25 protein-coding genes are annotated in these 25,480 nt (G+C 67.2%); 13 read left to right on the forward strand and 12 right to left on the reverse strand.

Features of this window, described 5'->3' with window-relative positions:
* The first annotated feature begins 16 nt into the window (after window positions 1–16).
* Complete coding sequence (locus tag ACR9ZJ_RS06855; protein WP_481287287.1) at window positions 17–484, forward strand: hypothetical protein; 468 nt, start codon at window positions 17–19, stop codon at window positions 482–484.
* A 21-nt stretch (window positions 485–505) separates the two neighbouring features.
* Here ACR9ZJ_RS06855 and fdhE read toward each other — a convergent pair whose 3' ends face one another.
* The 12 genes from fdhE to ACR9ZJ_RS06915 form a co-directional block, all read right to left on the reverse strand.
* The gene (gene fdhE, locus ACR9ZJ_RS06860; protein ID WP_481287288.1) at window positions 506–1,450 is read right to left on the reverse strand and encodes a formate dehydrogenase accessory protein FdhE; all 945 of its coding nucleotides are present in this window, start codon (window positions 1,448–1,450) and stop codon (window positions 506–508) included.
* Window positions 1,447–2,106 carry a formate dehydrogenase subunit gamma gene (locus ACR9ZJ_RS06865; RefSeq protein WP_481287289.1) on the reverse strand — a complete coding sequence of 220 codons (660 nt, stop codon included), beginning with the start codon at window positions 2,104–2,106 and terminating at the stop codon, window positions 1,447–1,449. Before ACR9ZJ_RS06865 ends, fdhE begins: the two co-directional genes overlap by 4 nt.
* Window positions 2,103–3,029: a formate dehydrogenase subunit beta gene (fdxH, locus tag ACR9ZJ_RS06870; protein WP_371022663.1), complete on the reverse strand. Its 927-nt coding sequence runs from the start codon at window positions 3,027–3,029 to the stop codon at window positions 2,103–2,105. The genes ACR9ZJ_RS06865 and fdxH overlap by 4 nt, the downstream gene beginning before the upstream one ends.
* A gap of 10 nt (window positions 3,030–3,039) precedes the next feature.
* Window positions 3,040–6,114: a formate dehydrogenase-N subunit alpha gene (gene fdnG, locus ACR9ZJ_RS06875; RefSeq protein ID WP_481287303.1), complete on the reverse strand. Its 3,075-nt coding sequence runs from the start codon at window positions 6,112–6,114 to the stop codon at window positions 3,040–3,042.
* Between the two features lie 160 nt (window positions 6,115–6,274).
* Window positions 6,275–7,192, reverse strand: a complete 918-nt coding sequence (gene folE2, locus ACR9ZJ_RS06880; protein WP_481287290.1) for a GTP cyclohydrolase FolE2 — start codon at window positions 7,190–7,192, stop codon at window positions 6,275–6,277.
* A complete protein-coding gene (locus tag ACR9ZJ_RS06885) occupies window positions 7,189–8,484 on the reverse strand; it encodes a S8 family serine peptidase (RefSeq protein ID WP_481287291.1) in 1,296 nt (431 codons plus the stop codon). Before ACR9ZJ_RS06885 ends, folE2 begins: the two co-directional genes overlap by 4 nt.
* Complete coding sequence (locus ACR9ZJ_RS06890; RefSeq protein ID WP_481287292.1) at window positions 8,481–9,134, reverse strand: anti-sigma factor family protein; 654 nt, start codon at window positions 9,132–9,134, stop codon at window positions 8,481–8,483. Before ACR9ZJ_RS06890 ends, ACR9ZJ_RS06885 begins: the two co-directional genes overlap by 4 nt.
* Window positions 9,131–9,730 (reverse strand): RNA polymerase sigma factor, encoded by a 600-nt coding sequence (locus tag ACR9ZJ_RS06895; protein WP_481287293.1) that lies wholly within the window; start codon window positions 9,728–9,730, stop codon window positions 9,131–9,133. The genes ACR9ZJ_RS06890 and ACR9ZJ_RS06895 overlap by 4 nt, the downstream gene beginning before the upstream one ends.
* A gap of 55 nt (window positions 9,731–9,785) precedes the next feature.
* Window positions 9,786–10,523 (reverse strand): TorF family putative porin, encoded by a 738-nt coding sequence (locus ACR9ZJ_RS06900; RefSeq protein WP_481281530.1) that lies wholly within the window; start codon window positions 10,521–10,523, stop codon window positions 9,786–9,788.
* A gap of 15 nt (window positions 10,524–10,538) precedes the next feature.
* The gene (locus ACR9ZJ_RS06905) at window positions 10,539–10,937 is read right to left on the reverse strand and encodes a c-type cytochrome (protein ID WP_481287304.1); all 399 of its coding nucleotides are present in this window, start codon (window positions 10,935–10,937) and stop codon (window positions 10,539–10,541) included.
* Window positions 10,938–10,960: 23 nt separating this feature from the next.
* Window positions 10,961–12,283, reverse strand: coding sequence for a cytochrome C (locus tag ACR9ZJ_RS06910; RefSeq protein ID WP_481281529.1), 1,323 nt, complete (start codon window positions 12,281–12,283; stop codon window positions 10,961–10,963).
* A 25-nt stretch (window positions 12,284–12,308) separates the two neighbouring features.
* Window positions 12,309–12,857: a cytochrome b gene (locus ACR9ZJ_RS06915; protein ID WP_481281528.1), complete on the reverse strand. Its 549-nt coding sequence runs from the start codon at window positions 12,855–12,857 to the stop codon at window positions 12,309–12,311.
* Window positions 12,858–12,999: 142 nt separating this feature from the next.
* Between ACR9ZJ_RS06915 and ACR9ZJ_RS06920 the strand changes: the two genes are divergently transcribed.
* From ACR9ZJ_RS06920 to ACR9ZJ_RS06975, 12 genes are all read left to right on the forward strand, one after another.
* Window positions 13,000–13,428, forward strand: a complete 429-nt coding sequence (locus ACR9ZJ_RS06920) for a sugar 3,4-ketoisomerase (protein ID WP_481281527.1) — start codon at window positions 13,000–13,002, stop codon at window positions 13,426–13,428.
* On the forward strand, window positions 13,422–14,552 hold the full coding sequence (locus ACR9ZJ_RS06925) for a DegT/DnrJ/EryC1/StrS family aminotransferase (RefSeq protein ID WP_481287294.1): 1,131 nt from the start codon (window positions 13,422–13,424) through the stop codon (window positions 14,550–14,552). The genes ACR9ZJ_RS06920 and ACR9ZJ_RS06925 overlap by 7 nt, the downstream gene beginning before the upstream one ends.
* Window positions 14,549–15,802: an O-antigen translocase gene (locus tag ACR9ZJ_RS06930; protein ID WP_481287295.1), complete on the forward strand. Its 1,254-nt coding sequence runs from the start codon at window positions 14,549–14,551 to the stop codon at window positions 15,800–15,802. Before ACR9ZJ_RS06925 ends, ACR9ZJ_RS06930 begins: the two co-directional genes overlap by 4 nt.
* 2 nt (window positions 15,803–15,804) lie before the next feature.
* Window positions 15,805–16,752: a glycosyltransferase family 2 protein gene (locus ACR9ZJ_RS06935; RefSeq protein ID WP_481287296.1), complete on the forward strand. Its 948-nt coding sequence runs from the start codon at window positions 15,805–15,807 to the stop codon at window positions 16,750–16,752.
* Window positions 16,749–17,918: a hypothetical protein gene (locus ACR9ZJ_RS06940; protein ID WP_481287297.1), complete on the forward strand. Its 1,170-nt coding sequence runs from the start codon at window positions 16,749–16,751 to the stop codon at window positions 17,916–17,918. Before ACR9ZJ_RS06935 ends, ACR9ZJ_RS06940 begins: the two co-directional genes overlap by 4 nt.
* Window positions 17,891–18,724: a Wzz/FepE/Etk N-terminal domain-containing protein gene (locus ACR9ZJ_RS06945; RefSeq protein ID WP_481287298.1), complete on the forward strand. Its 834-nt coding sequence runs from the start codon at window positions 17,891–17,893 to the stop codon at window positions 18,722–18,724. The genes ACR9ZJ_RS06940 and ACR9ZJ_RS06945 overlap by 28 nt, the downstream gene beginning before the upstream one ends.
* A gap of 79 nt (window positions 18,725–18,803) precedes the next feature.
* Entirely contained in the window at window positions 18,804–19,634 is an 831-nt protein-coding gene (locus tag ACR9ZJ_RS06950; RefSeq protein ID WP_481287305.1) for a class I SAM-dependent methyltransferase, read from the forward strand.
* A gap of 2 nt (window positions 19,635–19,636) precedes the next feature.
* Window positions 19,637–20,839 (forward strand): amidohydrolase family protein, encoded by a 1,203-nt coding sequence (locus ACR9ZJ_RS06955; RefSeq protein WP_481287299.1) that lies wholly within the window; start codon window positions 19,637–19,639, stop codon window positions 20,837–20,839.
* Window positions 20,836–21,534, forward strand: coding sequence for a class I SAM-dependent methyltransferase (locus tag ACR9ZJ_RS06960; protein ID WP_481287300.1), 699 nt, complete (start codon window positions 20,836–20,838; stop codon window positions 21,532–21,534). The genes ACR9ZJ_RS06955 and ACR9ZJ_RS06960 overlap by 4 nt, the downstream gene beginning before the upstream one ends.
* An 18-nt stretch (window positions 21,535–21,552) precedes the next feature.
* The gene (locus tag ACR9ZJ_RS06965) at window positions 21,553–23,064 is read left to right on the forward strand and encodes a B12-binding domain-containing radical SAM protein (RefSeq protein ID WP_481281519.1); all 1,512 of its coding nucleotides are present in this window, start codon (window positions 21,553–21,555) and stop codon (window positions 23,062–23,064) included.
* Between the two features lie 14 nt (window positions 23,065–23,078).
* The gene (locus tag ACR9ZJ_RS06970) at window positions 23,079–24,212 is read left to right on the forward strand and encodes a glycosyltransferase family 4 protein (protein WP_481287301.1); all 1,134 of its coding nucleotides are present in this window, start codon (window positions 23,079–23,081) and stop codon (window positions 24,210–24,212) included.
* A complete protein-coding gene (locus ACR9ZJ_RS06975) occupies window positions 24,209–25,336 on the forward strand; it encodes a glycosyltransferase family 4 protein (protein WP_481287302.1) in 1,128 nt (375 codons plus the stop codon). The genes ACR9ZJ_RS06970 and ACR9ZJ_RS06975 overlap by 4 nt, the downstream gene beginning before the upstream one ends.
* Window positions 25,337–25,480 lie beyond the last annotated feature (144 nt).

Genomic DNA, 25,480 nt, shown 5'->3' on the forward strand with positions numbered 1-25,480 from the left:
GGACGCGCTCAAGGCCATGCTGGTGGTATCGGGTCGTCTGGAGGAGTGGAGCAGCAAGCTGCACAAGCAATCGGAAGACACGCAGGCTGCGATCCGGGCCACCCGGGAACGGGAGGAGGCGCGCTTCATGCAAGACATCCTGAACATGCACGAAGGGCAGCAACGGCGTATCGAGGCGGCACTGCGGCCAAGGATCGCCCGGGCGTGGCAGATGGTTGCGGCGTTGGCCGGCCTGGGCATCCTGCTTTTCACCGGCTTCCTGCTCCTGTTGAACCGGGCCAACACCCGATTGAAAGCTGCCGAGATGCGAGCCGGCGCCGCCGAGGTTCGCGCGGATGTGCAGGAGGCGCTGCGCCACGTGGACATCGTCTCCTGCGGCGGTCGGCCCTGCGTTCGCATCGACAGGCGGACATCGACATGGAAGAGCGGAAATGCCGAGTACGTCGTCGTCGACGGAGGAAGCGTAGCCAGTAAAAAGCGATGAACGCCCCGGCATCGGTCGGAATTATTGATTCCCGTCCTCGCCGGCCAACAACAACGGGTTCGGCGCATGCCGCGCGAAGCCGGCCTCGGCGATCAACAGGTCCAGCCCCAGCGATGCGAGGTCGTCCGCGAACGGGTCGGACCGCATGTCGTGCACCTGGAAGAACAGCTTGGAATAAGTGTGGCAGTCGGCGCAGGTCTCGGCCTTGACCAGGCCGGCATCGCCCTCGATGGACTGGAGCGAAAGGCGGCGCGTGCCGCCGCAGGTGATGCATACGGCGCGCACGTGGTTCCATGCGGTGGAGCACATCGAGCAGTACAGGTAGCGCGAGCCGGGCGTAGTGCCGCTCGCCGTGATCACGCCAGCCACCGGCGGTGAACCGCAGCACGGGCAGAGGCCGCGTTCTTCGAGAAGGCGAAGTTCGTCGACGTTCAAGCGCGCGGCGGAACAGGTGAAATACACCTGCAAGGCCGCCGCGACGAAGACGGCGGCGCCCGCGTCGGCGGTGGGCAAGCGGCCGCGCAGGAAGTTGTCGGCCAGCCGGTCCAGGGTGGCGTCGTCGCCGCATCGCAATGCTTCCATGGCATCGAGTGCGGGGGGCGGCAGACCCGCGACGTCGATGCGATCGAGCAGCAGCATCAATCCGCCGCGCCATGAATCGTCACGACGATGGCCGTCCGCCGCCAGCGGTGGCAATCGCGCCTCCGTCGCCTGCGCCACGGTATCGGCCCCGAGCGTGGTGGCGGGGCCGAGCGTCGTCGCGACGGCATGCTGCGCATGTGCCAGTCCCGCCATGAAACGCAGCCATGCTTCCATCGGATGACCGGATGCCAGTTCGTCCAGCCGCTTCGCGGTCGCCGCGAAGCGTCGCGACGGATCGGCGAGCACGATCGGATCGGGAGCCTTCACGCCGGCGTGGGAAGGACCGCTCCATTTGGCGTTCGGTGGTGCCTCGGCTTGCTTCACGTATCTTTCCTGGGCGTGGTCTTGCCGCGCTGGCCCGAGGCCAGGTCCCAGAACCACTTGCGATGGTGATGCCAGGCCCAACCCGGGGTCACGTAGCCCTGGGTCATGCTGCGCACCGAGTTGCGGATCCAGATGGCCGCATAGACATGGGCCACCCAGACGAGGATGGCCGCGATGGCCGCCAGGCTATGGATGAGCACGGCCACGCGTTGCACCTCGATCGAGGTGGCCTCGCCGAAATAGACTTCCCAGATCAGCAACCCGGTGAAGAACAGCACCGGGATCAGCAGCGTCATTGCCCAGAACACGGCCTTCTGGCCGCTATTGTTGCGGCCGATGGGTGGCACGTGTTCATCGTCGTTGGTGGCGACCTGGACGATCGCCTTCGACCAGGCGATATCGTCCTTGTTCGGCAGGTTGGTCCGCCAGAACTGGACGATCATGCCGATCCAGCTGACGACGAGCAGGACGCCGAACCAGGGATGCGCCGCCCGTGCCCATTGCCCGCCGCCGAACAGGCCCGACAGGAAGAACAGTATCGGATGGAACATCGACAGCCCCGACAGGACGAGGAGGATGAAGAGTCCGGCGTTGATCCAGTGGTTGATCCGGTTGGCCGTGGTGTAGCGGGTGATCGCGTACTTCGGGCGGGTCATGACTTCTCCTCCGGGTCCGGTTCGCGTTCGCCACGCAGGGCACGCGCGGCCTCTTCCTCGTCCTCTTCCGTGACTTCGTTCGGGCCCACGGTGATCCAGTGGAAGAAACCGGCGATGGCGGCGAAGGCGATGCCCGCGACGGCCAACGGCTTGATGATGCCCTTCCACGCCTCGACCACGGGGCTGATGCGCGGCTTGTCGGGCAGGCCGGAATAAAGCGACGGCTTGTCCGCATGGTGCAGCACGTACATCACGTGCGTGCCGCCGACCTCCTTGGGATCGTACAGGCCGGCATTCTCGAAGCCACGCGATTTCAGGTCCTCGATGCGTTCACCGGCCCAGTGGGTCATGTCGCTCTTGGAACCGAACATGATGGCGCCGGTGGGGCAGGCCTTGACGCAGGCGGGCTCGAGTCCGACCGACACGCGGTCGGAACACAGCGTGCACTTGTACGACTTGTGGTCCTTCTTGCTGATCCGCGGAACGTCGAACGGGCAGCCTTTCACGCAGTAGCCGCAGCCGATGCACTTGTCGCTGATGAAGTCGACGATGCCGTTGGCGTACTGCACGATCGCGCCGGGCGCCGGGCATGCCTTCAGGCAGCCCGGGTCCTCGCAATGCATGCAGCCGTCCTTGCGGATCAGCCATTCGAGGTTGCCCTGTTCGTTCTCGTACTCGGCGAACTTCATCAGGGTCCATACGCTCGGCCCCAGGTCCATGGGGTTTTCGTAGGAGCCTTCGAAGTGGCCGATCTCCGGACGCAGGTCGTTCCACTCCATGCAGGCCGACTGGCAGGCCTTGCAGCCGATGCAGCGGCTGACGTCGATGAGCTTGGCGACCTGGTCCTCGTGGCTGCGCGCCACGGGGGGCGTCATCGTCGAGGCCGAGCGCCGGACATAGTCTTGGGATTGCAGGTCTGACATGTCGTTGGCCTCAGGCTGCGACCGGTGCGCTGGTCTTTTCGACGTTCACCAGGAACGCCTTGAACTCCGGCGTCTGCGTATTGGCATCGCCGACGGAGGGCGTCAGGGTGTTCGCCCCATAGCCCTTCCGGGCCTGGCCGGTGAAGCCCCAGTGCAGCGGCACGCCGATCACGTGGGCCGGCTTGCCATCCACCATGAGCGGCTTGATCCGCTTGGTCACATAGGCCTTGCACACCACTTCGCCACGCTTGGACGACACCTTCACCCAGCCGCCTTGCTCGATGCCCTTCTCCTTCGCCAGGACCTCGCCGATCTCGACGAATTCCTCCGGCTGGAGGATCGCGTTTATCAGCGCATGCTTGGTCCAGAAATGGAAATGCTCGGTGAGGCGGTACGTGGTCGCCACGTACGGGAAGTCCTTGGCGTTTCCGAAGGCGGAGCGGTCGTCGGCGAAGACGCGGGCCACCGGGTTGGCATTGACCTTCGGATGCAGCGCGTTCTCCACCGGCGATTCCATCGGTTCGTAATGCTCGGGGAACGGGCCTTCCGCCATCAGGTTGCGGGCGAACAGGCGGCCCATGCCTTCGGCGTTCATGATGAAGGGACCGACACCGTCGGAGGGCTTCACGGTCGGGCCGTAGTCGGGCACGTCGATGCCGACCCAGCGCGTGCCGTTCCATTCGATCACCGGCTTCTTCGGGTTCCAGGCCTTGCCTTCGAGGTTCGCGCTGGCGCGGTTGTAGAGGATGCGGCGGTTGGCCGGCCACGCCCACGCCCAGTTCGGCGCGATGCCTTGCTCGCGTGGATCGGTCGCGTCGCGGCGGGCCATCTGGTTGCCCTTCTCGGTGAACGAACCGGTGAAGATCCAGCAGCCCGCCGCGGTGGTGCCGTCGTCGCGCAGCTGGGCGAAGGCGTCCAGCAACGTGCCCGCCTTGGTCGTCACGCCCGTGGCCGGGTCGGTGATGTCGACCAGCGCACGGCCGTTCATGTCCTTGGCCAGTTCCTCCGGGTCCGGCGCGACCGGATCGGTGTACTTCCAGGTGACATTGAGGATCGGATCGGGGAAGGCGCCGCCTTCCTTCCGGTACAGCTCGCGCAGGCGATGGAAGATGCCGCTCATGATCCAGATATCGGACATGGCTTCGCCCGGTGCCTCGGCCGCCTTCCAGTGCCACTGCAGCCAGCGCGCCGAATTGACCAGCGAGCCGTTTTCCTCGGCGAAGCAGGTGGTCGGCAACTGGAATACCTCGGTCTGGATCTCCGCGGGCCTGGCCGGGTTCTGCGGACCGAAGTCCTGCCAGAAACGCGACGTCTCCGTGTCCAGCGGGTCCATGGTGACGAGGAACTTCAGCTTGCTGAGGCCGCGGCGGATCTTGCCGCGATCGGGGAAGGCCTGCAGCGGATTGAAGCCCTGGCAGATATAGCCGTTCATCTGCCCGGCGTTCATCATCTCGAAGGCCTTTATGATGTCGTACAGGGGCACGTCGAGCTTGGGCAGCCAGTCGTAGGCCCAGTTGTTTTCCTGCGTGGCGGCGTCGCCATACAAGGACTTCTGCAGGCTGACCACGAACTTGCGGTAGTTCTGCCAGTAGCTGGTCTGGCCGGGGCGCAAGGGTTTGAACAGCTTCGTCGACATGTATTCGTCGAAACTGGTTTCCTTGTCGTTGGGCAGGGTCAGGTAGCCGGGCATCTGGTTGGACAGCAGGCCGACGTCGGTCAATCCCTGGATGTTGGAATGCCCACGCAGCGCGTTCATGCCGCCGCCGGCCACGCCGATGTTGCCCAGCAACAGCTGGATCATCGCCATCGCGCGGATGTTCTGCGCGCCGACCGTGTGCTGCGTCCAGCCCAGTGCGAACAGGCTGGTCATGGCCTTGTCCGGCGCGGCGGTGCTCGCGAACAACTCGCAGATGTGCAGGAACTTGTCCTGCGGCGTACCCGTGATGCGCGAGACCATCTCCGGCGTGTAGCGGGCCACGTGCCGCTTGAGCAGGTTGATCACGCAACGCGGGTCCTGCCAGCTGTCGTCCGTCCTGGCGAAACCCTGCTCGTCCAGCTCGTAGTCCCAGCTCGACTTGTCGTAGCTATGGGTTTCGCTGTTGTAGCCGCTGAACAGGCCATCCTGGAAGTCGAAGCCTTCCTTCACGATCAGGCCGGCGTTGGTGTACGCGCGCACGTACTCGTGCTGGATGGCATCTTTTTCCAGCAGGTAGCGCATCACGCCACTCAGGAACGCGATGTCCGTGCCCGGCCGGATGGGGGCGTAGTAATCGGCCACGGAGGCCGTGCGGGTGAAGCGCGGATCGACCACGACGAGCTTGGCGCCGTTCTCGATCTTCGCCTCGATCACCCACTTGAACCCGCAGGGATGCGCTTCGGCGGCATTGCCACCCATCACCAGGACGACGTTGGCGTTCCTGATGTCCTGCCAGGTGTTGGTCATCGCACCGCGACCGAATGATGGGGCCAGACTGGCCACCGTCGGTCCGTGTCAGACGCGCGCCTGGTTGTCGAACACCACCATGCCGAGGGAACGGGCGACCTTCCAGGTCAGGAAGGCGGTTTCGCTGGACGAAGCCGACGCCGCCAGCATGCCGGTGCTGGTCCAGCGGTTGACCGTGGTGCCGGCCGCGTTCGTGGCGATGAAGTGCTTGTCGCGGTCTTCCTTCATCAACCGGGCGATGCGGTCCAGGGCGAAGTCCCAGGAGACGTCCTTGAACTCGGTGCCTCCCGGTTCGCGATAGCGCGGCGTCTTCAGGCGGGTGGGCGCATGCACGATATCGAGCAGGGCCGAGCCCTTCGGGCACAGGGTGCCGCGGTTCACCGGATGGTCCGGATCGCCTTCGATATGGATGATGTTCGAGAGGGCGTTCTTCGCCCGGTCGCCCATGCTGTAGATGAGGATTCCGCAGGCGACCGAGCAATACGTACAGGTATTGCGTGTTTCAGTCGCGTGGGTGAGCTTGAAGGGACGGACGGCGGCGGCTTGCGCCACGCCCGATCCCCCGAAGCCGAGCATGCCCATGCTGGACGCTGCCAGGCCCAGGCCCGTGAACTTGATGAACTCGCGGCGGGTGAGTGCCATCGCTTGAGCTCCCTAGGAACTTGGCTAGACATACCGCCTTGTCCAGGCGGGGACGCGGCCCCGGGATCGTCATGGAATGACGGGACCGGCCGCTCATTCAGGAAGGTACATGAAGTTTCCCGTCGGGTCGATGACGTTTTTGCACGTTTCCACCCTCGCGTTAGGTACTCGTGAAAGCCACGGCGTCATGCGCATGCAAGCTCTCCTGGTGTTCCAGCCGGACCTGGAAGCCGGCCAGGCCCGCGTCGCCGTCGAGCACCCGCTGTATCCGTCGCGCCGCATCCTCGCAGAACATGAGGTTGCCGCCGTTGGCCAGTGCGAAAGCCTGCTCGTCCTCGCGCTTGACCGCGGTCTGCACGGGCGTGCCGAGCGCCCCTTCGACCGCGTCGAGCAGGCCGATGAGGTTCGGCGTGACGCCCGCGGCGTAGCGCACTTGCAGGCGTGCCACGCTGCGCTGCGCATGGGGGGTGGCGACGATGCCCTGCTCGCTGCCCAGCCATGCCAGCACGGCGGTGCGATCCAGCGGAGCATCGGCCGCGAAGTCGGTGGCGAACCGCTCCTGGATCAGTTGCCGCGCCAGGGCGGCGGACGCGGGGCAGGTGGACGAATAGGTCACTTCCGTCGCCAGGTCGAGATGGAATCCCCGCGCGTCCCGCGTGGCCTCGATCGTCACGGGATACGCGCGCCAGCCGCTGTTGTCGCTGCGCAACGCACGCCGGCGCACGAGGTGCTGGAAGCGGATGTCCACGCGGGCGCGGTCCGCCAGCCCCGCATGGGAATCGAGGAAGGCCTGCAGCATGGTGTCGAGCGTCCCCGCGTCGAGCGTTCGCGAGCCGAGGTGCTCGTCCACCATGAGGTAGAGCCGCGACATGTGGATGCCGCGCGCGTCCGGCCGCACCAGGTTGACGAAGGCGCCGATCTTCGCCGCCGCGACCTGCGGCATGCCGTCACCGGCGTCGAACCTGACGGGGGCGTCGATCCCGTCCATGCCCACCCATTCGAGTGGAGCGCCGAAACGCGGAGCGGTCTGCGTGGCGACATCGGGCATCGCGCCCGTCGTGTCCGAAAGGATTTTCATGGGGTTTCGCTCGTTCGTAACGCGGCGACCGCCGAGGCGGCATTCACCTCGAGCATGCCGTTGGTGACGGTGCTCGTGCGCAGGAGGATGTCCCGGGTGGTACGCGCGTCGAGCCGCGGCGCGAGGGACAGCAGCAGCGCGACGATCCCGCTGACGTGTGCCGTGGCCATCGACGAACCCGAGGTGAAGTCGTATCCACCGCCCGGCTGGGTGGTGAGGATATCGTTGCCCGGGGCGCTGACGACGCCGGGCGGCGGGGGCGTGGTGGCGCTGGATCGCACCACGATCACGCCGGGCGCGTTGTCGGGGAAGCCTCCCGTGGTGCCGCCCGGCGGTAGCGCCGCGATCACGATGCGACCCTGGCCCACCAGCTGCGCCAGCAACTTGCCGAGCAGGGGATCGGCGGGGCCGCCCAGGCTGAGGTTGACGATGCGTGCGTCGGTATCGTTGACGGCGGCGAGCGCCTTGGCCAGCGTGAAGGAGTTGCAGCGCGCCGCGTGCTGGCCGGGCGGATACCAGCAGGCCTTGTAGATGCTGAGCCGCGATTTCGGCGCGATGCCCACCATGCCCTGGCGGTTGTCGCCCACCGCGGCGATCACGCCCGCCACCTCGGTGCCATGGCGGTCGTGGTTGAACGCGGAAGTGTCGTTATCGACGGCATCGCCGCTGTCGTGGATGTGGCCTTGCAGGTCGGGATGCGACATGTCGACGCCGGTATCGACGATCGCCACGTGCACGCCCTGGCCCTGTGTCGTGGTATGCGCCACGGCGGCATGCGTTTCCACGAAGCCGCGCTGCAGGTCGGTGTAGGGATCGTTGTATTTCTTCCCCTCCGGCGGGGCGTCCGAATAGACGGAATAGTCCTGCAATGCCTGCGCCAGCTGCACGCGGCCGTCATGGGCCAGCTGCGCGACCAGGGCATCGCGGTCGGCCCCCGCCGGTGGTTTCAGTACCACGCAGTACGCACCCAGCGCCTTGATCGGCCAGCCGGCTACCTCGCGCATGCCGTAGGCGCGCTTGATGTCGGACAGCACCGAAACGGCGCGCTGCCCGGCGCCGTAGCTCGCCGAGGGCGCGTAGCCGAGCAGGTTGGAACCGGCGTGCGTCGAGGCCGGTTCCAACGGATTGGCCACGACCAGCACGATGTCGCGTTCGCTGTCCATCGAAGCGACGCCACCGGCCGATGCCGATGCGGCATCCGCGCCGGATGCCTGCGGCCGGTCCGGTCGCACGGGTGCGCAGGCGGCGAGGGTGGATAACAGCAACGCCAGGACGAGGGAGGCTTGCTTCATGGGGTATCGGTGACGGGTTCCGCGAAACGGATGCCCGGATCGGCACGCAGGCCTTGCAGGGTCTGCGGCGTCGGCGTGTCGCCGTCGGTGGATACCAGCGTGTACGCACCCACGTCGTTCGGGCCGCCGACCACGCGCAAGTGGTACCGATGCAGCAGCGCGTTCCATTCGGCCACCTTCAGTGTCGCCACGGGGACCACGTGGAGGGAACCCGGCGCGGCGGGCGCGGCTTCCTGGCTCAGCGTGCGATACACCGGCGCGGCGGCATGGCTGGCGCCGTTGCCGCCGAGCTTGATCCCCAGCACGCCGATCCCGACGGCCTGGACCAGTACCGCGGCGACCAGCGCGCGGGTCAACCAGTGGGACGATGCCGCGCGGCGCGACGGAGCGGCCTGCTGCGGGTCAGCCTCGTCGATGCGCGCCAGCAGGCGGGCGAGTCCCGCTTCGGCGTCGATATCCAGTTCGGGCGACAGCGCCAACGCGGCGCGCAGCCGTTCCTGTTGCGCGAATTCCTCGCGGCAGGCCTGGCACTCGGCCAGGTGCATGTTCAGCCAGGCGCCCTGCACGGGCGACGCGTCGCCCTGGAGTACCCAGGGCATCGCTTCCCAGGCGCGCGGGCAATCCCTGCCGATATCCTTCTGGAAAGTCATGGCACGATCTCCCTGTTGATGGTTCGCTCGCCGGCAAGCCCCGGGAGCACGTTGCGCAGTTTTACGCGGGCATGGAAAAGCCGTGCCTTCACGGTGCCCACCGGGCATTGCATGATCGCCGCCACGTCGTCGAGCGTGTGGCCGATGCCATAGACCAACTCGACCACGACGCGCTGGTCGGCGGAGAGGCGGTCCAGGCCCTTGCCCAGCCAGTCGCGCATCTCGCGATCCTCGCCGGGATCGTGCGAGGGCGTGCGGTCTTCCGGCACGCTGTCCTCGTCGACCGGCTCGCTGCCGTGCTGGCGCAGCGCCTTCAGGCCGCAGCGATAGGCGATGCCCATGATCCAGGTGGACACGCGGGAATCGCCCTGGAACGTGGCCGCCTTCTGCCAGGCGATCCAGAAACAGTCGTTGATCGCCTCCTCGACGACGTCCGTGCGCCGGGTCAGACGGGAAAGGAAGCGGACGAGCCGCCCGTGGTATCCGCGGTACATGACCGCCAGCGCGGCGCGATCGCCGGCCGACATGCGCTGTAGCAGCACGCGGTCGGCGGCGTCGGCGTCGAGTTCGGCTTCGCTCATGGGCTCGGAAGGCATTCGGATAGGACTCATGAGTACCGGGGTGGGCCGGAAAGGTTGCGCCGTCTACCTTTCAGAAGGCCCACGAGGCCGTCGCAACCCAGGGCGAGACATCCGGCTGGAAGTCGAACTTGTCGCGGTTGCTCATGATGTGGGCGAGGTCCACCCGCCATGGACCCTCGGTCCAGGTCAGGCCCAGGTGGCCGTAGTAGTAATGGTTCGACCGGTCGTAGTCACGGCCCCGGGGCGGTACCAGTTCCTGGGCCACCCCGGCACTGGCCGTGATGGAGAGCTGGCGGGACACCGGCCAGCGCAGGCCCAGGTCGGCCGCGCCACGGGGGCGTTGCCCGCCGTAGTCGTTCAGGTGCGTCGCCGACAGGCCAAGGGTGAGGACGTCGCGATAGATCCAGCCGACCCCCAGCTCCGTGCGGTCGTAGGTTCGTGCCTGGCCGTGGCGTGGATAGTGGTAGTAGAGAAGGTTCGACTGCATCTGCCAGTCGCTGGAAAGCGACCATGAGCGTGCCACCTGGGCGAGGGTTTCCACGATACGCCGGGGCGTCCGTAGTTGCGCGCTCGCCGAAGCGCCGACGGACCAGCCGTCCGGGAGGGACCAGGTGCCCGCGCCTTGGAGGATGGGGCCGGGTGGCGTGACGGCCACGCCGCGATCGACCAGTTGCGAGCCGAGCGCCACCACGCCGCTCCATGCCTGCGACTGCGCCTGCACGGGCGCCACCGCTCCCGCCGCGACGAGCATCCAGATCGCCCCGGTGCGATACCGGGGCCGGGCGTACGAGGAACGGTGCTCCAGCATCGGCTGGGTTTCGCCTCAGTGGAGGGTGTCGAGATAGGAGATGAGGTCGTCCAGTTGCGTGGCGTCGGTGAGGCCGTCGTATTTCATCTTGGTGCCCGGGTTGGCGACTTTCGCCGGTTGCGAGAGATACGTATGCAACTGTTGGGGCGTCCATGTCCACGGGCTTTGCTTCAACGCATCGGAATAGTCGTAGTCGGTCACAGTTCCGGCCTTGCGACCGACGATACCGAACAAGCTGGGTCCTTTCTTGTTCCGCCCTTCCTTGACCGCGTGGCATTCGGCGCACTCGGACTTGAAGACGTCGGCACCGGCCTTGGCGTCGCCAGCGCGGACAAGAGGGGATGCCATGGCCCAGCCGCTGGCCAGCAGGGCCATGGCGGCGAGGCGCAGGCTTTGTCGCACGATCGGGTTCAACACGCTGTCGCTCCTGTGGTGGGTTAGAAGGCGAGGCTCGCCGTCACGAAGAACGCGTTCAGGTCGCCGGCATTGGTTGGTCGCGCCCCAGGCGGAGCGAAGAAGATGTCGTCGCCCCGACCGTTGAACCGGGTGAAGCGGAACCAGTTGGCCGCCAGTTTCAGGTTGGCGATCGAGGTGTAGGAGTCGTCCCTGCCGAAGGGCGTCCAGAACACCGTGAGCAGGTTGCTGGTGGTGTCGGGACTGCCCGAAGGCCCGTAGCGCGCGACGTCGCTGGAGCCGGTGCTCTTCATGTGGCTGATGGAGAGGCCGTAGCTTTGCCTGAACGTGTAGGTGACGCTCGCGGTCTGGTCGTGCACGTTGCCGTGGTCGCGCGCCTGCACGCCGCCGATGACCGGTGCGCTGCCATAGTCGCGCCGTTCGAGGATGTTCACGTAAGCCACCTGGACGATGTGCTCGCGGTTGCCCAGGTATTGGTAGCTGAGGTCGTAGCCGAGGTCGGTGAGGTCGTCGCTCGGTCCGGAGCGCGGCAGCTGGCGCTTCGTCGTCAGGCCGACCACGCCGGCGGAGAAGAACTGCCGTTTCATGTCTTTCATGTACGCGAGGCGGACGTAACCCGTATCGCTGAGCCGCCCGGGATCGCCGGCCACGTTGTAGCCGAGATGGTCCTGCTGCGAAGTGGGCAACGAGCGGTAGGTGCCGACTTCACCGTACCAGTTCGAATCGTAGAGGCCGTACACGCTGGCGCCGATCACGCGGTTGGCCAGCGAGTTGGGGCTGGATGGATTGAGCAGGGTACCGGTGACGCCGGCGGGACCCAGGGTCGAGAACGCCGGCAGCGTGCCGACGGGATCGGTGAAGCCCGGGCTGTTGTTCACGCTCACGCCGAACAACGCTTCCTTGCCATGGACTTTGAGTTCCTTGGCGACGAAGCGAAGGTCGATGTTGCTCAGCCGGGTGTTGTAGGTGTTGTGGCCGGTGTGATCGGCTTCGATCTTCACGTAACCGCCGACCTGGTCGGTAAGCCTTCCCGCCAGGTACAGGTCGCCTTCGCTGAGCTGGGTACTGCTATCGCCGCGGGCCGGTGCGGAATGCGATTCGATCAATTGCATGGATAGCGGAATCTTGTGGCCCTTGCCATCGGTGTCGGTATAACCGTTGAGCTTGAAGCGCATGCCATACGGCGTGAGCGCGGGCCCGTAGGACCCCGCGTGGCAGTCCGCGCAGGCAGCGCCCGTCTGCCGCGCATAGGCGGGGATCGCGTGGGCCGCCGTGCTGGCCAGGAACAGCAGCAGCGAGGCGAGCATGGCCCGGATGGCGTGTCGTCGGTTCGATATCGGCAACATGGCGGGTTCCTTCTTCCTTTGTCGATCAGGGGCGGCGACGCCGGAGCATCATTCGGAGGGTGTGGTCGCGCAGCACGAAGTGGTGCCACAGCGCCGCGGCGAGGTGCAGGGTGACCAGGGCGAGCAACGCCCATGCGGCATCCACGTGCAAGGACTGCAGCGTGTCCGCCAGGTCCTCGTCCTCGCCGACGAGCGCGGGCAGGGTGAGGCCGAAGAAATGCACGGGCGTGCCGGCGGCGCTCGACATGGCCCAGCCGAGCAGGGGCAGGGCGAGCAACAAGGCGTAGAGCGCGATGTGGGTGAGCCCGGCGAGCACGCGGACGAGCCTCGAATGCTCGCCGCCGGGTGACAGCTTGCCGTAGCGGATACGCAAGGCCACCCGGACGGCGAAAAGCAGCAGCACCAGCAGGCCGGCGTGGCGGTGCCCTTCCAGCAGCCATTGGCGCAGGGCCCGTCCGTCGAGTTCGTCGCGGGCCAGGATGAAGGTGGCGGCCAGCGACACGCACAGCACCGTCAACCAGTGCAGTGCCACCAGTTTTCGTGGCCGCGTCGGTGCCGCGTCGTCGTTGTCCACTGTCGTGCCCCATCCATCCTCGTGTTCCGCTTGAGTGCCGGGACGCGGGCGGAAGGTTGTGCCGGCGGCGGACGCAACCTTCGACGAAGGCGGCGGCACTCAATCCCGACTCTCGCAGCCACTGTCACAGCCGGGCCATCGCATGGACATCCAACCGATTTCCCTGACTTCGCACGGCGACAGCCGGGGTATGCTCGTCGCGCTGGAGCAGGAGCGGAACGTGCCCTTTCCGATCCGCCGCGTGTATTACCTGTTCGCCACCACGCCCGACGTGCATCGCGGGCGTCATGCGCACCGGCGGTTGAACCAGCTGGCGGTGGCCGTGCGCGGCCGGGTCACCTTCCTTCTCGACGACGGCGACGGCCCGGTGGAAGTCGTGCTCGACGATCCCACCAAGGGGCTGCTGCTGGGCGCCATGGTCTGGCGTGACCTCTACGATTTCAGCGACGACTGCGTGCTGATGGTCCTGGCCGACCAGCACTACGACCCGGACGACTACATCACCGACTACGACGATTTCCTGCGCGAGGTGCGTGGCGGGACACGGTTGGAAGGGGTGGCGGCATGGTGAGCGTCGTTTCGCCAGCCGTGCCCTTCCTCGATATCGGCGCGGTCAATGCGCCCTATGCCGATGAACTGAAGGCGGCGGCCGCCAAGGTCATCGATTCCGGATGGTACGTGCTGGGCGAGGAACTGCGGGCCTTCGAGCGCGAGTTCGCCCACTACTGCGGCGTGGCGCACATGGTCGGTGTCGGCAATGGCCTCGATGCGTTGTCGTTGATCCTGCGCGCGTATATGGAACGCGGCGCGCTCGCCGAAGGCGACGAAGTCATCGTACCCGCCAACACCTTCATCGCCAGTTTCCTCGCCGTCACGACCAACCGGCTGGTTCCCGTGCCCGTCGAGCCGGACGATACCTCGTTCAACCTCGATCCCTCGCGCGTCGAGGCGGCGATCGGCCCGCGCACGCGGGCCATCATGGCGGTGCATCTGTACGGGCGCCTTGCCGACATGCCCGCCCTTGCGGAGATCGCCCGGCGCCACGGCCTGCTGCTGATCGAGGACGCCGCGCAGGCCCACGGCGCCTCCTTCCATGGCCGCAGGGCGGGTTCGCTGGGCGACGCGGCCGCTTTCAGCTTCTATCCCGGAAAGAACCTGGGCGCGCTCGGCGACGGCGGAGCCGTGGTCACCGACGACGAGGACCTGGCGATCCGTGTCCGCGCCTTGCGCAATTACGGTTCGCCGGAGAAATACCGGCACGACAGCCAAGGCGCCAACTCGCGGCTGGACGACATGCAGGCGGCGATGCTGCGCGTGAAGCTGCGCCACCTCGACGCGGACAACGCGCGCCGTCGCGCGGTGGCCGAGGCCTATCTCGCGGGGATACGTCATCCGGCGATCCGCCTGCCCGCCGCCGGCGCGCACGGCATGCACGCATGGCACCTGTTCGTGGTCCGTAGCGCACGCCGCGAGGCCTTGCGCGAACACCTCGCCCGCCATGGTGTCCAGGCGCAGGTGCATTATCCGGTTCCACCGCACCGGCAACCCGCCTACGCCTCGCTGCGGGGCCTTCGATTACCGCTCACCGAGCGTATCCACGCCGAAGTATTGAGCCTGCCGGTCGCCGCCGTCCTGCGCGACGAGCAGGTCGAGCAGGTGGTCGAGGCCTGCATGTCCTACGCGGACGATCCATGAGTTTCTTCCGCTCGGGTTTCTACGCGGCCCTGGGCACCGGCGCACGCTTGCTCGCCGCGCTGGTGGTGGTCAAGCTCGTCGCCTCGTCGGCCGGTCCGGAAGGTATTGGCAGGCTGGGCCAGTTCATGAGCCTCATGTCCGTCCTGGCCGTGTTCGCGGGCGGGGGCATCAGCTCCGGGGTGGTGAAATACGTGGCCGAGTATCGCGAGGATGCGGCCCGGTTGTCCCGGCTTCTCGCCGCGGCGCTCTGGTATGCCTTGCTCGCGTCCTGCGTCATGGGTGCCGCCACCTTGCTGTTCAGTCGGCAGATCGCCGCGTGGCTCATGGGCGATGCCGGCTACGCGAGCCTCGTTCGCGTGCTCGCCGTGGCGCAGCTGGGCATCGCCGTCGTCAATTACATGCTCGCCGTGGTCAACGGCTTCATGGACGTGCGCCGGCTCGCCGTCATCCAGGTGGCAGGCTCGATCCTGGCGATGCTCGCCGCGCTGTGGCTGTCTCGCTGGCTGCATCTCTACGGTGCCTTGCTCGCCCTCGTGCTGGGGCAGTCCCTGTGGTTGCTCGTGGCGTTCCCCGCGTGCTGGAAGAGTCCCTACTTCCGTCGCGGCATGCTGCGCATGCGCTTCGACCGGGAGATGGCCGGACGCCTCGCCGCCTTCTCCACGATAACCCTCACCTCGGCACTGGTACCGCCCCTGGCCAACATCGCGGTCCGCGATCATCTCGCCGCGCGCTTCGGCTGGGAGCAGGTCGGCTACTGGCAGGCGGTGAGTCGCGTTTCGGATGCGTACCTGCTGTTCCTGGTCACCGCGATCACGGTCCACTACTTGCCGAGGCTGGCCTCCACGACGGAGAAGTCCGCGCTCGTCGCGGAATTCCGCCAGGCCTACCGTTTCCTCCTGCCCGTGGTGGTGGCGATCGCGGCCGTGGTGTACCTGATGCGCGAGCCCGTCACGCGCGTCCTTTTCAGCGCCGACTTCACGGCCGGGGCGAACGACCTCTACGGCCCGCAGCTGGTGGGCGATGTGTTCAAGATCGCGTCTTTCGTCCTGGCCTACCTGATGCTGGCGAAGTCGATGACCCGCCTCTTCATCGTTTCCGAGATCGTCTTCGGCGTGACTTACTTCCTGCTGGTCTGCGCCTTCACCACGACCTTCGGCGTGATCGGCGCGATGTACGCCTTCGCGGCCAACTACGCCCTCTACCTCGTCTTCAACGTCGTGGTGGTGCGGCGCTACCTGGGAGGGCTCTGACCATGCCGGTGAGCAAACCGGAACTCGTGCCGGCGCTGCCGCTGGTGTCGGTACTGATACCCGCGTTCAACCACGAGGACTTCGTGCAGCGTTGCCTGGACAGCGTGCTCGACGATCCGTATCCGGCCAAGGAGATCGTCATCATCGACGATGGATCGACGGACGGGACGGCGGAGCGGATCGAGGCATGGATCGCGACCCACGGCGAGGCCATCGCGATCGAATACGTGAGTCGCGAGAACAAGGGCATCGCGGCGACGCTGAACGAGTTGGCGGCACGCGCGCGGGGCGAATTCCTTCGCATCGGCGCCAGCGACGACTACCTGCTTCCCGGTGGTTCCGATGTCCTCGTCCGTTATCTCGTCGAACACCCTCACAAGGGTGCCGCGATAGGGGACTGCATCGTCGTCGATCGTCATGGCGCGAAGATCCTCGACAGCGGCATGTCCGATCTCCATCACGCGAACAAGCGGCTGTATGGCTCCGACGACGGCATCCGGCGAGCGGTGATCAGCCACTGGGCGATCGGTGGACCGGTCACGATGCTGCGAAAGAGCGCGCTGGAGACCGTGGCCCGCTGGACGGAAGGCCTGCGCATCGACGACTGGGACCTGTTCCTTCGCCTCGCGGCGAGGGATGCCATCGGCTTCGTCGATGTAAAGGTCTGCGCTTACCGGCTGCATGGCGCGAACTTCAGCAAGACGCGCCATACCGCCACGCGCATCGTCAATCTCACCGAGGCGCGCCAGGTGGCCTTGCGCCGGCTGTGCATGTTCGACGAGCCGGACCGCACCCTGCTGCGTGCCGAGGCGTTCCGGATCGGCGCGAAGATCGCCTTCCTGCAGGGACGATCCTGGCTCGTGGCGATGCAGATGACGGCGTATCTGTCGCTGCTGGTGCTGTCGCGGATCCGGCCCGTACCGCATCGCCAGCGGGTGGGCGAGACATGAAAGGCCTGCTGCGCCTGCCGTCGGCGTATCTGTGCCTGCCGCTCCTGCTTGCCTGCGGCATCACGCCGTTGACCTACGACCTGCCCGCCGGATACGGCCCTGGCATTCTGTTGCTCGTGCTCGCGGCGGCAGCCATCCTCCTGCTCGACGCCGCCACGGGCATCCGGCTGCCGGCACCCGAACGTTTCCGCGCACGGCGATATGCCGGTACCCGCGAGGCCTTCGCGGCGCTGGCGTTCGCGGCGGTGGTGGTGCTGTTCTGTGGCCTCGACCTCGCGCTCTTCCCCATCCCGCTGATCGACGATCCCTCGTCGTACGCGACGATGGAACCCGGGCGCGAGCACCTGCGCCATATCTCGGACATGTGCTGGACCTTGCCCGTCATCGGCTTGTTGTGCACGCGGCATGCCGGGTTGCGCTACGCGCTCGTGACGGTGGGCCTGGTGTTCCCGGTGCTCGTGATCGACCGGAACCGCATCTTCGCGGGCCTGTTCTCGATCGCCTTCATCGCGGTCTTCCGCCGTGATGCGGCCCGGCCCTTGCCCTGGAAGGCGATCGCCATGCTGGGCCTGCTGGGATGCATCGTCTTTTCGGTGCTGGGCGCCTTGCGCTCGGGCTCGCTGGACAACGTGACGCTGCCTTTCAGCAGCCTCTACCGCATGGCTCCGCAGGGCGTGAAGTGGCTGCTTCTCTATATCAGCGCCGGCCCCTACAACTTCGGCGCGATGCTGGCCAAGCACTATGTCAACCCGGACTTCCTCGTGCACCAGCTGGTACCGGGCAGCGGTCCCTTGTCGAGCATGGACACCGACATCCCGTTCGACGCGATGAACATCAACGTGGGCACCGAGTACCTTCCTTTCCTGCTTGCCTGGGGCGCGCCGGGCGCGCTGCTCTCGATCGCGGCGGCCTACGGCCTGTTGATCTGGTGCGTGCGCCGGTTGCGCCCGAACGTGCCGCTCTTCGGACTCCTGATGTTCCTGCGCATCGCCTACGTCTCGGTGATGTCGCCCTTCGCACCCCAGATATTCATCTGGATGAATGCCGCCTTCCTTGGCATCTGCCTGCTGTTGCAGTTGCTGGCCGCGCTGCTGCCCAGCCGGACGCCATCCACCCTCCACTTCTCCGAGTCCCCCGCATGGAACGAGCCGACGAAATCTACCTGATCGACATGTGGCGCCTCGTCGTCCGCGAATGGCGCTGGTTCGCCGGCACGGCCGCCTTCGTCCTCATGGTCACGTTCGCCTACCTGCATGCATCGCGCAGCCAATGGGAAGCGACGGCATGGATACAACTGGGCCAGCTGGGTGTCGCGCCCACCGGCCAGGACCCGAAGGTCGAACCGTTCCAGCGCGTGCTCGAACGGCTCGACACGCTCGGCTTCCAGAACGACGTGCTGAAGAGCGTCGGCGTTCCCGTCGAAGCACCCGAGGCGAAGCTCTACCGGCGCAGCCTGAAACTGGAGCCGTTGCCGTACGCGAGCCTGATCAAGTTCCGTCTGCGCGCCTATTCGGAACAGGATGCCGCCGCACTGGCGTCGGCGACGGTGACGGTGCTGCAGGCGATCCACCAGCGCATCGAGGCGCGACCGCTGGAGCTGGCGCGCAAACGCCTGGGCGAGGTCGAAGCCAGCCTGAAGGACGCCCGCGCCGAACAGCAAAGGCTGTCCCGCGCGGCCGCCGCCGGCAAGGGCGACGACGCACGAATGGCGGGCGTGCTGCTCGCCGGCGCGAACGGCGAAGTCCGCACGCTCGAACAGGTTCGCAACGACCTGGTGACGCGGCTGGCGGACAACTACACCTCGGGCACGTCGATGGCCTGGCCGATCGACGTGCCCGAGGACCGGGTCTTCCCCAACGCCCCGTTGACCTTGGGCATGGGCCTGCTGGCGGCGGCCTTCCTCGCCTCGCTGGCGGCCGTCGCGCGGCATGCGTTGCGCCGTCGCGGCGCGGCGACGGCGCACCTCGCCTGAGTCAACCAAAGCACGTCCGGGCGGCACACACAGGGCATACACCACGGGTTCGGAGATCGACATGACTGGCCAGGCACGGATGGAGCGAATGCCGCCCCCGCGAGGGCTCGACGAGGCGCAACTGCTCGACACGCAGAAGGCGTTCGACAGCGTGGCGGCGGATTACGACGGACCGCGCGGCAACAACGAACTGATCCAGCGCATGCGCGGCACGATGTGGGCGACGATCGCCCGCACGATGCCGGAGGGTTCGCGACTGCTCGACCTCGGTTGCGGGACCGGACTGGATGCCATCGAGTTCGCCCGGCATGGTTACGAGGTGGTGGCCAGCGACTGGTCTCCCGAGATGGTGGAGCGCACGCGTGCCCGGGCCAAGGCGGCGGCGCTGGAATCTAAGGTGAGCGCCGTGCATCTCGGCGTGCAGCAATTGCACCTGCTGGGCGGCCGCTTCGATGGCGTCTACTCGAACTTCGGCCCGCTGAACTGCGCGCCCGACCTGCGCGTGGTGGCGGATGAGTGCGCTCGGCTGGTGCGCCCCGGCGGCTCCCTGGTCTTCTCCGTGATGGGCCGTATCTGCCCGTGGGAAGCGGGCCACTATGCCGTGCGCCGCCGCTTCGGCCGGGCGGGTGTACGTCTTGCTCGCGGCGCGCAATCGGTGGGCATGAACGGCCACACGATCTGGACGTACTACTACATGCCGCGTGAGTTCTACGCAGCGTTCCAGGAGCATTTCGTGCTGGGCGGCTATCGCGCCCTGAGCCTGTTCCTGCCGCCGCCCTACATGGTCGAGCGCTATCGCCGCCGCCCGGCCTGGTACGAGCGGCTCGGGCGCATCGACGACCGTTTCGGCGGGCTGCCGTTGCTGCGCGACATGGGCGATCACTTCCTGATCGTGATGCACCGGCGCTGAGGATGGACGCCACGCTTTCCGGGGCCGCCCTGGTGACCGCCGCCGGTGCCGTGCGTTCGCCGTTGCACCTCGTCGGCGGCCGCATCGGCGCACGCGCCGGCAAGGATGCCTTCCCCGTGGACCTGCGCGATCACCTGGTCTTTCCGGGACTGATCAACGCCCACGACCACTTGCAGGTGAACAGCGTGCCGCCCCTGCGCACGGGCGCGCCGTTTCCGAACAGCTACGCGTGGATCGCGGCATTCCAGGAGCACTTCGCGGAGCCGTCCGTGGTTGCCGCCCTCGCGATTCCCAAGGAACGGCGGATGCGCCACGGTGCGCTCAAGAACCTGCTCGCGGGCGTCACCTGCGTCGCACACCACGATCCGTGGCATCCCGCGCTGGATGCCGTGGATTTTCCGGTGGCGCTGCTGCGCGACCATGGTTGGAGCTACACCCTGGACGGCCCCGCCTACGGGCCGCCCGTGCAAGCCAGCTTCGCCGCGACGCCGTTTGCGCATCCGTGGATGATCCACCTCGCCGAGGGCACGGACGCGGTGGCCGCCGCCGAGCTTGCGCGGCTCGACCAGCTAGGATGCCTGGCCGCGAACAGCGTGCTCGTGCATGGCGTGGGCATGGGGGAACAGGACATCGACCGGGTGATCGCCGTGGGCGCTTCCGTGGTCTGGTGCCCGGGCAGCAACCGCCGCCTGCTCGGCCGCACGCTCGATCCACGGCGGCTGCACGCGGCGGGACGGCTCGCCCTGGGCAGCGATTCCCGCCTCAGCGGCGCACGCGACCTGCTCGAGGAACTGCACACGGAGGACCTGCTCGCCACGCTGGATCGGCGCGCCTTGCTTGAGCTGGTGACCGAAGCCGCCGCCCGCGTGCTTCGCCTCTCCCGGCGCGGCCGGTTCGAACACGGTTTCGTGGGCGACATGGTGATCGTGGAGGATCGCGGTGGGGACGAGGTGGGCGGCCTGGTTGGCCGGCGACGCGCCGATCTTCGCGCCGTGGTACGCGACGGCGTGCCCCGCCTTGCCGATCCCGACTTCGCCGGCTGGTTCGCCGCCGCCGGCGTGCAGACGGTACCGGTGATGCTGGACGGGAAGGCGAAGTTGCTTGCCCGTGAACTCGCCGATCCGGAGCTGCTCGCGCTTGAGCCGGGCCTGGAACACGCGCCACCGGCGATGCACGAGAGACATCCCGCGGAGATTCCCGCATGAGCGCCACGCCCATCCTCGAACCGTCGGCCGCGTACGCGCTATGGGCCGGCAGCTATCCCGCTCATGCGCACAACCCCGTGATGCGGGCCGAGGAGCGCGCGATGCTCGGCCTGTTGCCGGAAGACTTGCGCGGACGATCGGTGGTCGATGCCGGTTGCGGTAGTGGCCGCTACGTGCGGCACGCGGTGGAGCGTGGTGCGGCCCGCGTGCGCGGCGTCGATCTGTCGCCGGAGATGCTGGAGCGTGCCTCCGCCGCGCTCGCCGGAACCGCCGCACGCACCCGTGTCGAGTTGGGGCAGGGCGACCTGGAGTCCTTGCCGTTGCCTTCGGAGGAGGCCGACATCACGCTTTGCGGCCTGGTGATCGGACACCTCCGGCGACTCGAGCCGTCGCTTGCGGAACTGCGCCGCGTGACCCGTCCCGGCGGCCTGATCCTCTGCAGCGACGTGCATCCCACCGGCCATGCGCTGGGTTGGCTGCGCGATTTCAAGCACGACGGGCAGCGCTACGCGGCGCGTCATACCCCGCACCTCTACAGCCACTGGCACGCGACCTGCGCGCGTCTAGGCCTGCTCATCGAGCACGTGCTCGAACCGATGCTCGATGCCGCGGACATTCCCGAGGGCGCGCACTTCGACCGCGTGGCCCTCGACGTGCCCGTCGCACTGGTGTTCCAGCTGCGCCGGCCTTCCTGAATCCATGCGACCGCCTCCATGACTCACGCCCCGAACACCTTGCTGGTCAACCCGACGATCACCTCACGCGGCAGCGCGCGTTTTCCGCTGTCGCTGCTTCATCTGGCCGCGGCGCTGGACCGCGGCGGCACGAGCCGCGTGGTGGATGGGAACATCGATCGCGACGTCGTCGCCGCGACCTTGCAAGCGATCGAAGCGGAACGCTTCGATGCCGTGGGCATCAGCGTCATGGGCGGCCCGCAGATGGAACCGTCGATCGCCGTGTCGAAGGCGATCCGCGAACGCTTTCCGCACATGCCCATCGTATGGGGCGGTTATTTTCCGACCCTGTACACGGATACCGCGCTTTCCGCGCCGTACGTGGATTACGCCATCCGCGGGCAAGGCGAGGAAAGCCTGCCCGAACTGATGGCCGCGCTCGGCCGGCCCGACCGCGATGTTTCGCGTATCGGCGGACTGTCCTGGAAGCGTGACGGCGATATCGTGCACAACCCCGGTCGCCGCTTCTCCCTCGGCGACAGCGGCATCGTCTTGCCGTACGACAAGCTGGGCGATCCCCGCCGTTACCTGGCGCCGACCTTCCTCGGCCGGCGCACCGCCGCGCACCAGGCCGCCATCGGTTGCCGCTTCCGTTGCACGTTCTGCGGCGTGGCGGCGATGTTCGGCGGCACGACGGCCTTGCCGGCCGTGGCCCGCCTGGAGCGCGACCTGAGTTATCTCAAGCATGAACTGGGGGCCGATTCGATCCAGTTCTTCGACCACAACTTCTTCGACCGCGAAGAGGACATGGTCCCCTTGCTGGAAGTGATGGCGAAGCTGGAGCTGCCATGGTGGTGTTACGCGCGCTCGGACGCCTTGCTCAATCTCTCGGAAAGCTCGTGGAAGCTGGTGCGCAAGAGTCGCCTGCGCATGGCCTACATCGGCGCGGAGTCTCCCAGCGGCGCGATGCTGAAGGAAATCCGCAAGGGCACGCGGCCCGACCAGACCCTCGAAGTGGCGGAACTGTGCCGCCGCCACGGCGTGATTCCCGAACTGTCGTTCATGGTCGCGCCGCCGCAGAACACCGAGGAAGAGACCTTGCACACGTTCGAGTTCATCCGTGAACTGAAGAAGATCAACCCGCAATCGGAAATCATCGTCTACATCTACACGCCGCTGCCGGAGAGCAGCAAGCACGAGAAGGATCGCGGCAAGCGCGCTTCCACGCCCTTGCTCGACCTCGATGGCGAGCCGGTGATCTTTCCGTCGACACCGGAGGAATGGACGGAGAAGCGTTGGGTCGATTACGCGTGCCACGCGGATGCCCCCTGGCTGACGGACGACCTGCGCCGGCACATCCAGGATTTCGTCACCGTGCTGCGCTGCCGCTTCCCCACCGTGCAGGACCTGCGCTCGCCACCCTGGGCCAAGCGCGGTCTCAGCGCCATGGCGTCCTGGCGCTATCGCCGGCGCAAGTACGACAAGCCGTGGGAGCTGAATCTCGCCAATCGCCTGGTGCGCCTGCGCCTGCCGCAGGTGTCCGGCCTCTGAGGGAGCGCACCCGCATGCATGCCGTCCTGGTGAACTTCCTGCCCGCGCCCGCGGAACTCGACGCCGACGCGATCTTCGCGCGTTGGCCGTCACTGGCCGACATCGCCGAAGCGATCGCGAGCGGGGGCACGCAGGTGTCGGTCGTGCAGATGGCGGCGTTCGACGGACGCGTGACGCGCTCGGATATCGACTATCGCTTCGTGGACAGCCGGGGCATGCATGGCGCGGGGGGCCTTGGCCGGTCGGCGGCGCGCATGGTCGGCGAGCTCGGGGCGGACGTCGTGCACGTGCACAGCCTGGCCTTCGCACGGCATGCGGCGGTACTGGCACGATGCCTCCCCACGCTGCCGGTGGTCCTGCAGGATCACGCGGACGGCGTGCCTTCGCGATGGCGCCACATGCCGTGGCGGCGATGGTACGGAGCGGCGGCGGGCATCGCCTTCACCTCGCTCGAGCAGGCGACGCCGTTCACGCGGCGGCGCCTGTTCGGCAGGCATACGCGCCTGCTGGCGATCCCCGAAAGCAGCAGTCGCTTCACGCCGGGCGACCGTCGCGAAGCGCGCGCGGTCACGGGTCTCCATGGCGATCCCTGCGTGCTTTCCGTCGGCCACCTGGCCGCGGGGAAGGACCCGCTGACGATGCTCGACGGTATCGCCAAGGCAAGCGAGCGATTGCCCGGCCTGCAACTGTGGTGCGCGTACGGCACGGCTCCCCTGTTGCCCGTCGTGCGCCGGCGGATCGATGGCGATGCACGCCTTGCCGGCCGGGTCCACCTTCTGGGGGCCGTGCCGCATGCGGATATCGAGTGGCTGATGCGTTCGGCGGATATCTTCGTTTCGGCGAGCCTCGCCGAAGGGTCGGGTTACGCGTTGCTGGAGGCGATGGCCTGCGGGCTTCGTCCTGTTGTGACGGACATCCCTTCGTTCCGCGCCATCACCGGCGATGGGCGCATCGGCAGGTTGTGGCCTCGCGGCGACGCCACCGCACTGGCCGACGCGCTCGTGGCGGCGTCCTCGGACACAGCGGCATCGGACACGTCGAGGGAGGCGGTGCGCGATCATTTCGAGGTGGCCCTGTCGTTCGAGGCCCTGGGCCGGCGGTGGGCCGAGGCGTACCGCCAGGTCGCCGGTGGAGAGGACGCCGCGTGAAGATCGCGATGGTGCTTCCCGGTGGCGTGGACCGGGGTGGCGAACAGCGGGTGATCCCCGTGTTCCTCGCCCTGATCGAACGCCTCGCAAGAACGCATGACGTGCATGTATTCGTGCTGCACCAGGAGCCCAGGCCGGGGACGTGGCCGCTGCGCGGCGCGACGATACACAACATCGGCGAAGGCCGCACGGTATGGCGGGCCATCGCCGCGATCCGTGCCGAACATCGATGCGCGCCCTTCGACGTGGTCCAGTCGATCTTCTCTGGGCACTGCGGCCTGATCGGCGTCGTGGCGGCGAAATCGCTCGGTCTTCCAGCCCTCGTGCACATCGCGGGTGGCGAATTGGTCGCGCTGGATGCCATCCGCTATGGCGGAAGGCGCAAGTGGCGGAGCCGGCTGCGTGAGGCGGTGGTCCTGCGCATGGCGAACGTCGTGACCGCTGCAAGTACCCCGATCGTCCATGCCCTGGACGCGTTGGGCATTCCGGCGAAACGCGTGCCGCTAGGTGTCGACACGGACGCGTGGAAGCCGTTGGAGCCACGGTCGCGTGACGACGCGCCGCCGAAACTGATCCATGTGGCCAGCCTCAACCGGGTGAAGGATCAGGCGACCTTGTTGCGCGCGCTGGCGATCCTGGCCAACGCGGGCGTGGACTTCGAGATGCGCATCGTCGGTGTGGACACACTGGACGGCGAGATGCAGGAACTCGCATGTTGCCTGGGCATCGAGCGTCGCGTCACTTTCCTCGGCTTCCGCACGCAGGCGGAACTGCGACCGCTGATGGCGGCGTCCGACCTGCTGGTGATGTCGTCGTTGCACGAGGCCGGACCCCTGGTCCTGCTGGAGGCCGCCGTGGCAGGCGTACCGACGGTGGGTACGGCCGTCGGCCATATCGCCGAATGGGCGAACATGGCGGCGTTGGCGGTCCCTCCGGGCGACGCCGATGCGCTCGCCGACGCGATGGCGCGCATGCTCGACGACGAAGCCTTGCGCATGCGCCTGGCCAGGGAAGCGCAGCGCCGCGCACTGGCGGAAGATGCCGATCACACGGCGGGAGTCTTCGAGAACATGTACCGCGTCGTCACGGCCATCAGTCCCGCCAAGGCAGGCAGCGGCCTTTAAGCGAGGCCGTGCGCAAGGCAGCGCTTTATTTAGGTTCTTCGCGTATTTCTGGGGTTCGCCTGGTGCGGGCTCGGCTTCGCCCTCGCGTTGGTCGTGTGCGGCGAGGGGAGCTGCCGGGCGCCACCCTCGGCGCGACGGTAGTCG

The sequence above is a fragment of the Luteibacter sp. KNZ12-1A genome (assembly GCF_056755675.1).

What these genes read in the sequence shown, in the direction of transcription:
- ACR9ZJ_RS06900 (WP_481281530.1), bottom strand. Translation starts at nt 10,523, where the DNA reads ATGCTGGAGCACCGTTCCTCGTACGCCCGGCCCCGGTATCGCACCGGG.
- ACR9ZJ_RS06965 (WP_481281519.1), top strand. Translation starts at nt 21,553, where the DNA reads ATGACTCACGCCCCGAACACCTTGCTGGTCAACCCGACGATCACCTCA.
- ACR9ZJ_RS06950 (WP_481287305.1), top strand. Translation starts at nt 18,804, where the DNA reads ATGGAGCGAATGCCGCCCCCGCGAGGGCTCGACGAGGCGCAACTGCTC.
- folE2 (WP_481287290.1), bottom strand. Translation starts at nt 7,192, where the DNA reads ATGAAAATCCTTTCGGACACGACGGGCGCGATGCCCGATGTCGCCACG.
- ACR9ZJ_RS06865 (WP_481287289.1), bottom strand. Translation starts at nt 2,106, where the DNA reads ATGACCCGCCCGAAGTACGCGATCACCCGCTACACCACGGCCAACCGG.
- ACR9ZJ_RS06885 (WP_481287291.1), bottom strand. Translation starts at nt 8,484, where the DNA reads ATGAAGCAAGCCTCCCTCGTCCTGGCGTTGCTGTTATCCACCCTCGCC.
- ACR9ZJ_RS06940 (WP_481287297.1), top strand. Translation starts at nt 16,749, where the DNA reads ATGAAAGGCCTGCTGCGCCTGCCGTCGGCGTATCTGTGCCTGCCGCTC.
- ACR9ZJ_RS06895 (WP_481287293.1), bottom strand. Translation starts at nt 9,730, where the DNA reads ATGCCTTCCGAGCCCATGAGCGAAGCCGAACTCGACGCCGACGCCGCC.
- ACR9ZJ_RS06920 (WP_481281527.1), top strand. Translation starts at nt 13,000, where the DNA reads ATGGACATCCAACCGATTTCCCTGACTTCGCACGGCGACAGCCGGGGT.
- ACR9ZJ_RS06935 (WP_481287296.1), top strand. Translation starts at nt 15,805, where the DNA reads ATGCCGGTGAGCAAACCGGAACTCGTGCCGGCGCTGCCGCTGGTGTCG.
- ACR9ZJ_RS06955 (WP_481287299.1), top strand. Translation starts at nt 19,637, where the DNA reads ATGGACGCCACGCTTTCCGGGGCCGCCCTGGTGACCGCCGCCGGTGCC.
- ACR9ZJ_RS06910 (WP_481281529.1), bottom strand. Translation starts at nt 12,283, where the DNA reads ATGTTGCCGATATCGAACCGACGACACGCCATCCGGGCCATGCTCGCC.
- fdxH (WP_371022663.1), bottom strand. Translation starts at nt 3,029, where the DNA reads ATGTCAGACCTGCAATCCCAAGACTATGTCCGGCGCTCGGCCTCGACG.
- ACR9ZJ_RS06960 (WP_481287300.1), top strand. Translation starts at nt 20,836, where the DNA reads ATGAGCGCCACGCCCATCCTCGAACCGTCGGCCGCGTACGCGCTATGG.
- ACR9ZJ_RS06890 (WP_481287292.1), bottom strand. Translation starts at nt 9,134, where the DNA reads ATGACTTTCCAGAAGGATATCGGCAGGGATTGCCCGCGCGCCTGGGAA.
- ACR9ZJ_RS06855 (WP_481287287.1), top strand. Translation starts at nt 17, where the DNA reads ATGCTGGTGGTATCGGGTCGTCTGGAGGAGTGGAGCAGCAAGCTGCAC.
- ACR9ZJ_RS06970 (WP_481287301.1), top strand. Translation starts at nt 23,079, where the DNA reads ATGCATGCCGTCCTGGTGAACTTCCTGCCCGCGCCCGCGGAACTCGAC.
- ACR9ZJ_RS06945 (WP_481287298.1), top strand. Translation starts at nt 17,891, where the DNA reads ATGGAACGAGCCGACGAAATCTACCTGATCGACATGTGGCGCCTCGTC.
- ACR9ZJ_RS06930 (WP_481287295.1), top strand. Translation starts at nt 14,549, where the DNA reads ATGAGTTTCTTCCGCTCGGGTTTCTACGCGGCCCTGGGCACCGGCGCA.
- ACR9ZJ_RS06925 (WP_481287294.1), top strand. Translation starts at nt 13,422, where the DNA reads ATGGTGAGCGTCGTTTCGCCAGCCGTGCCCTTCCTCGATATCGGCGCG.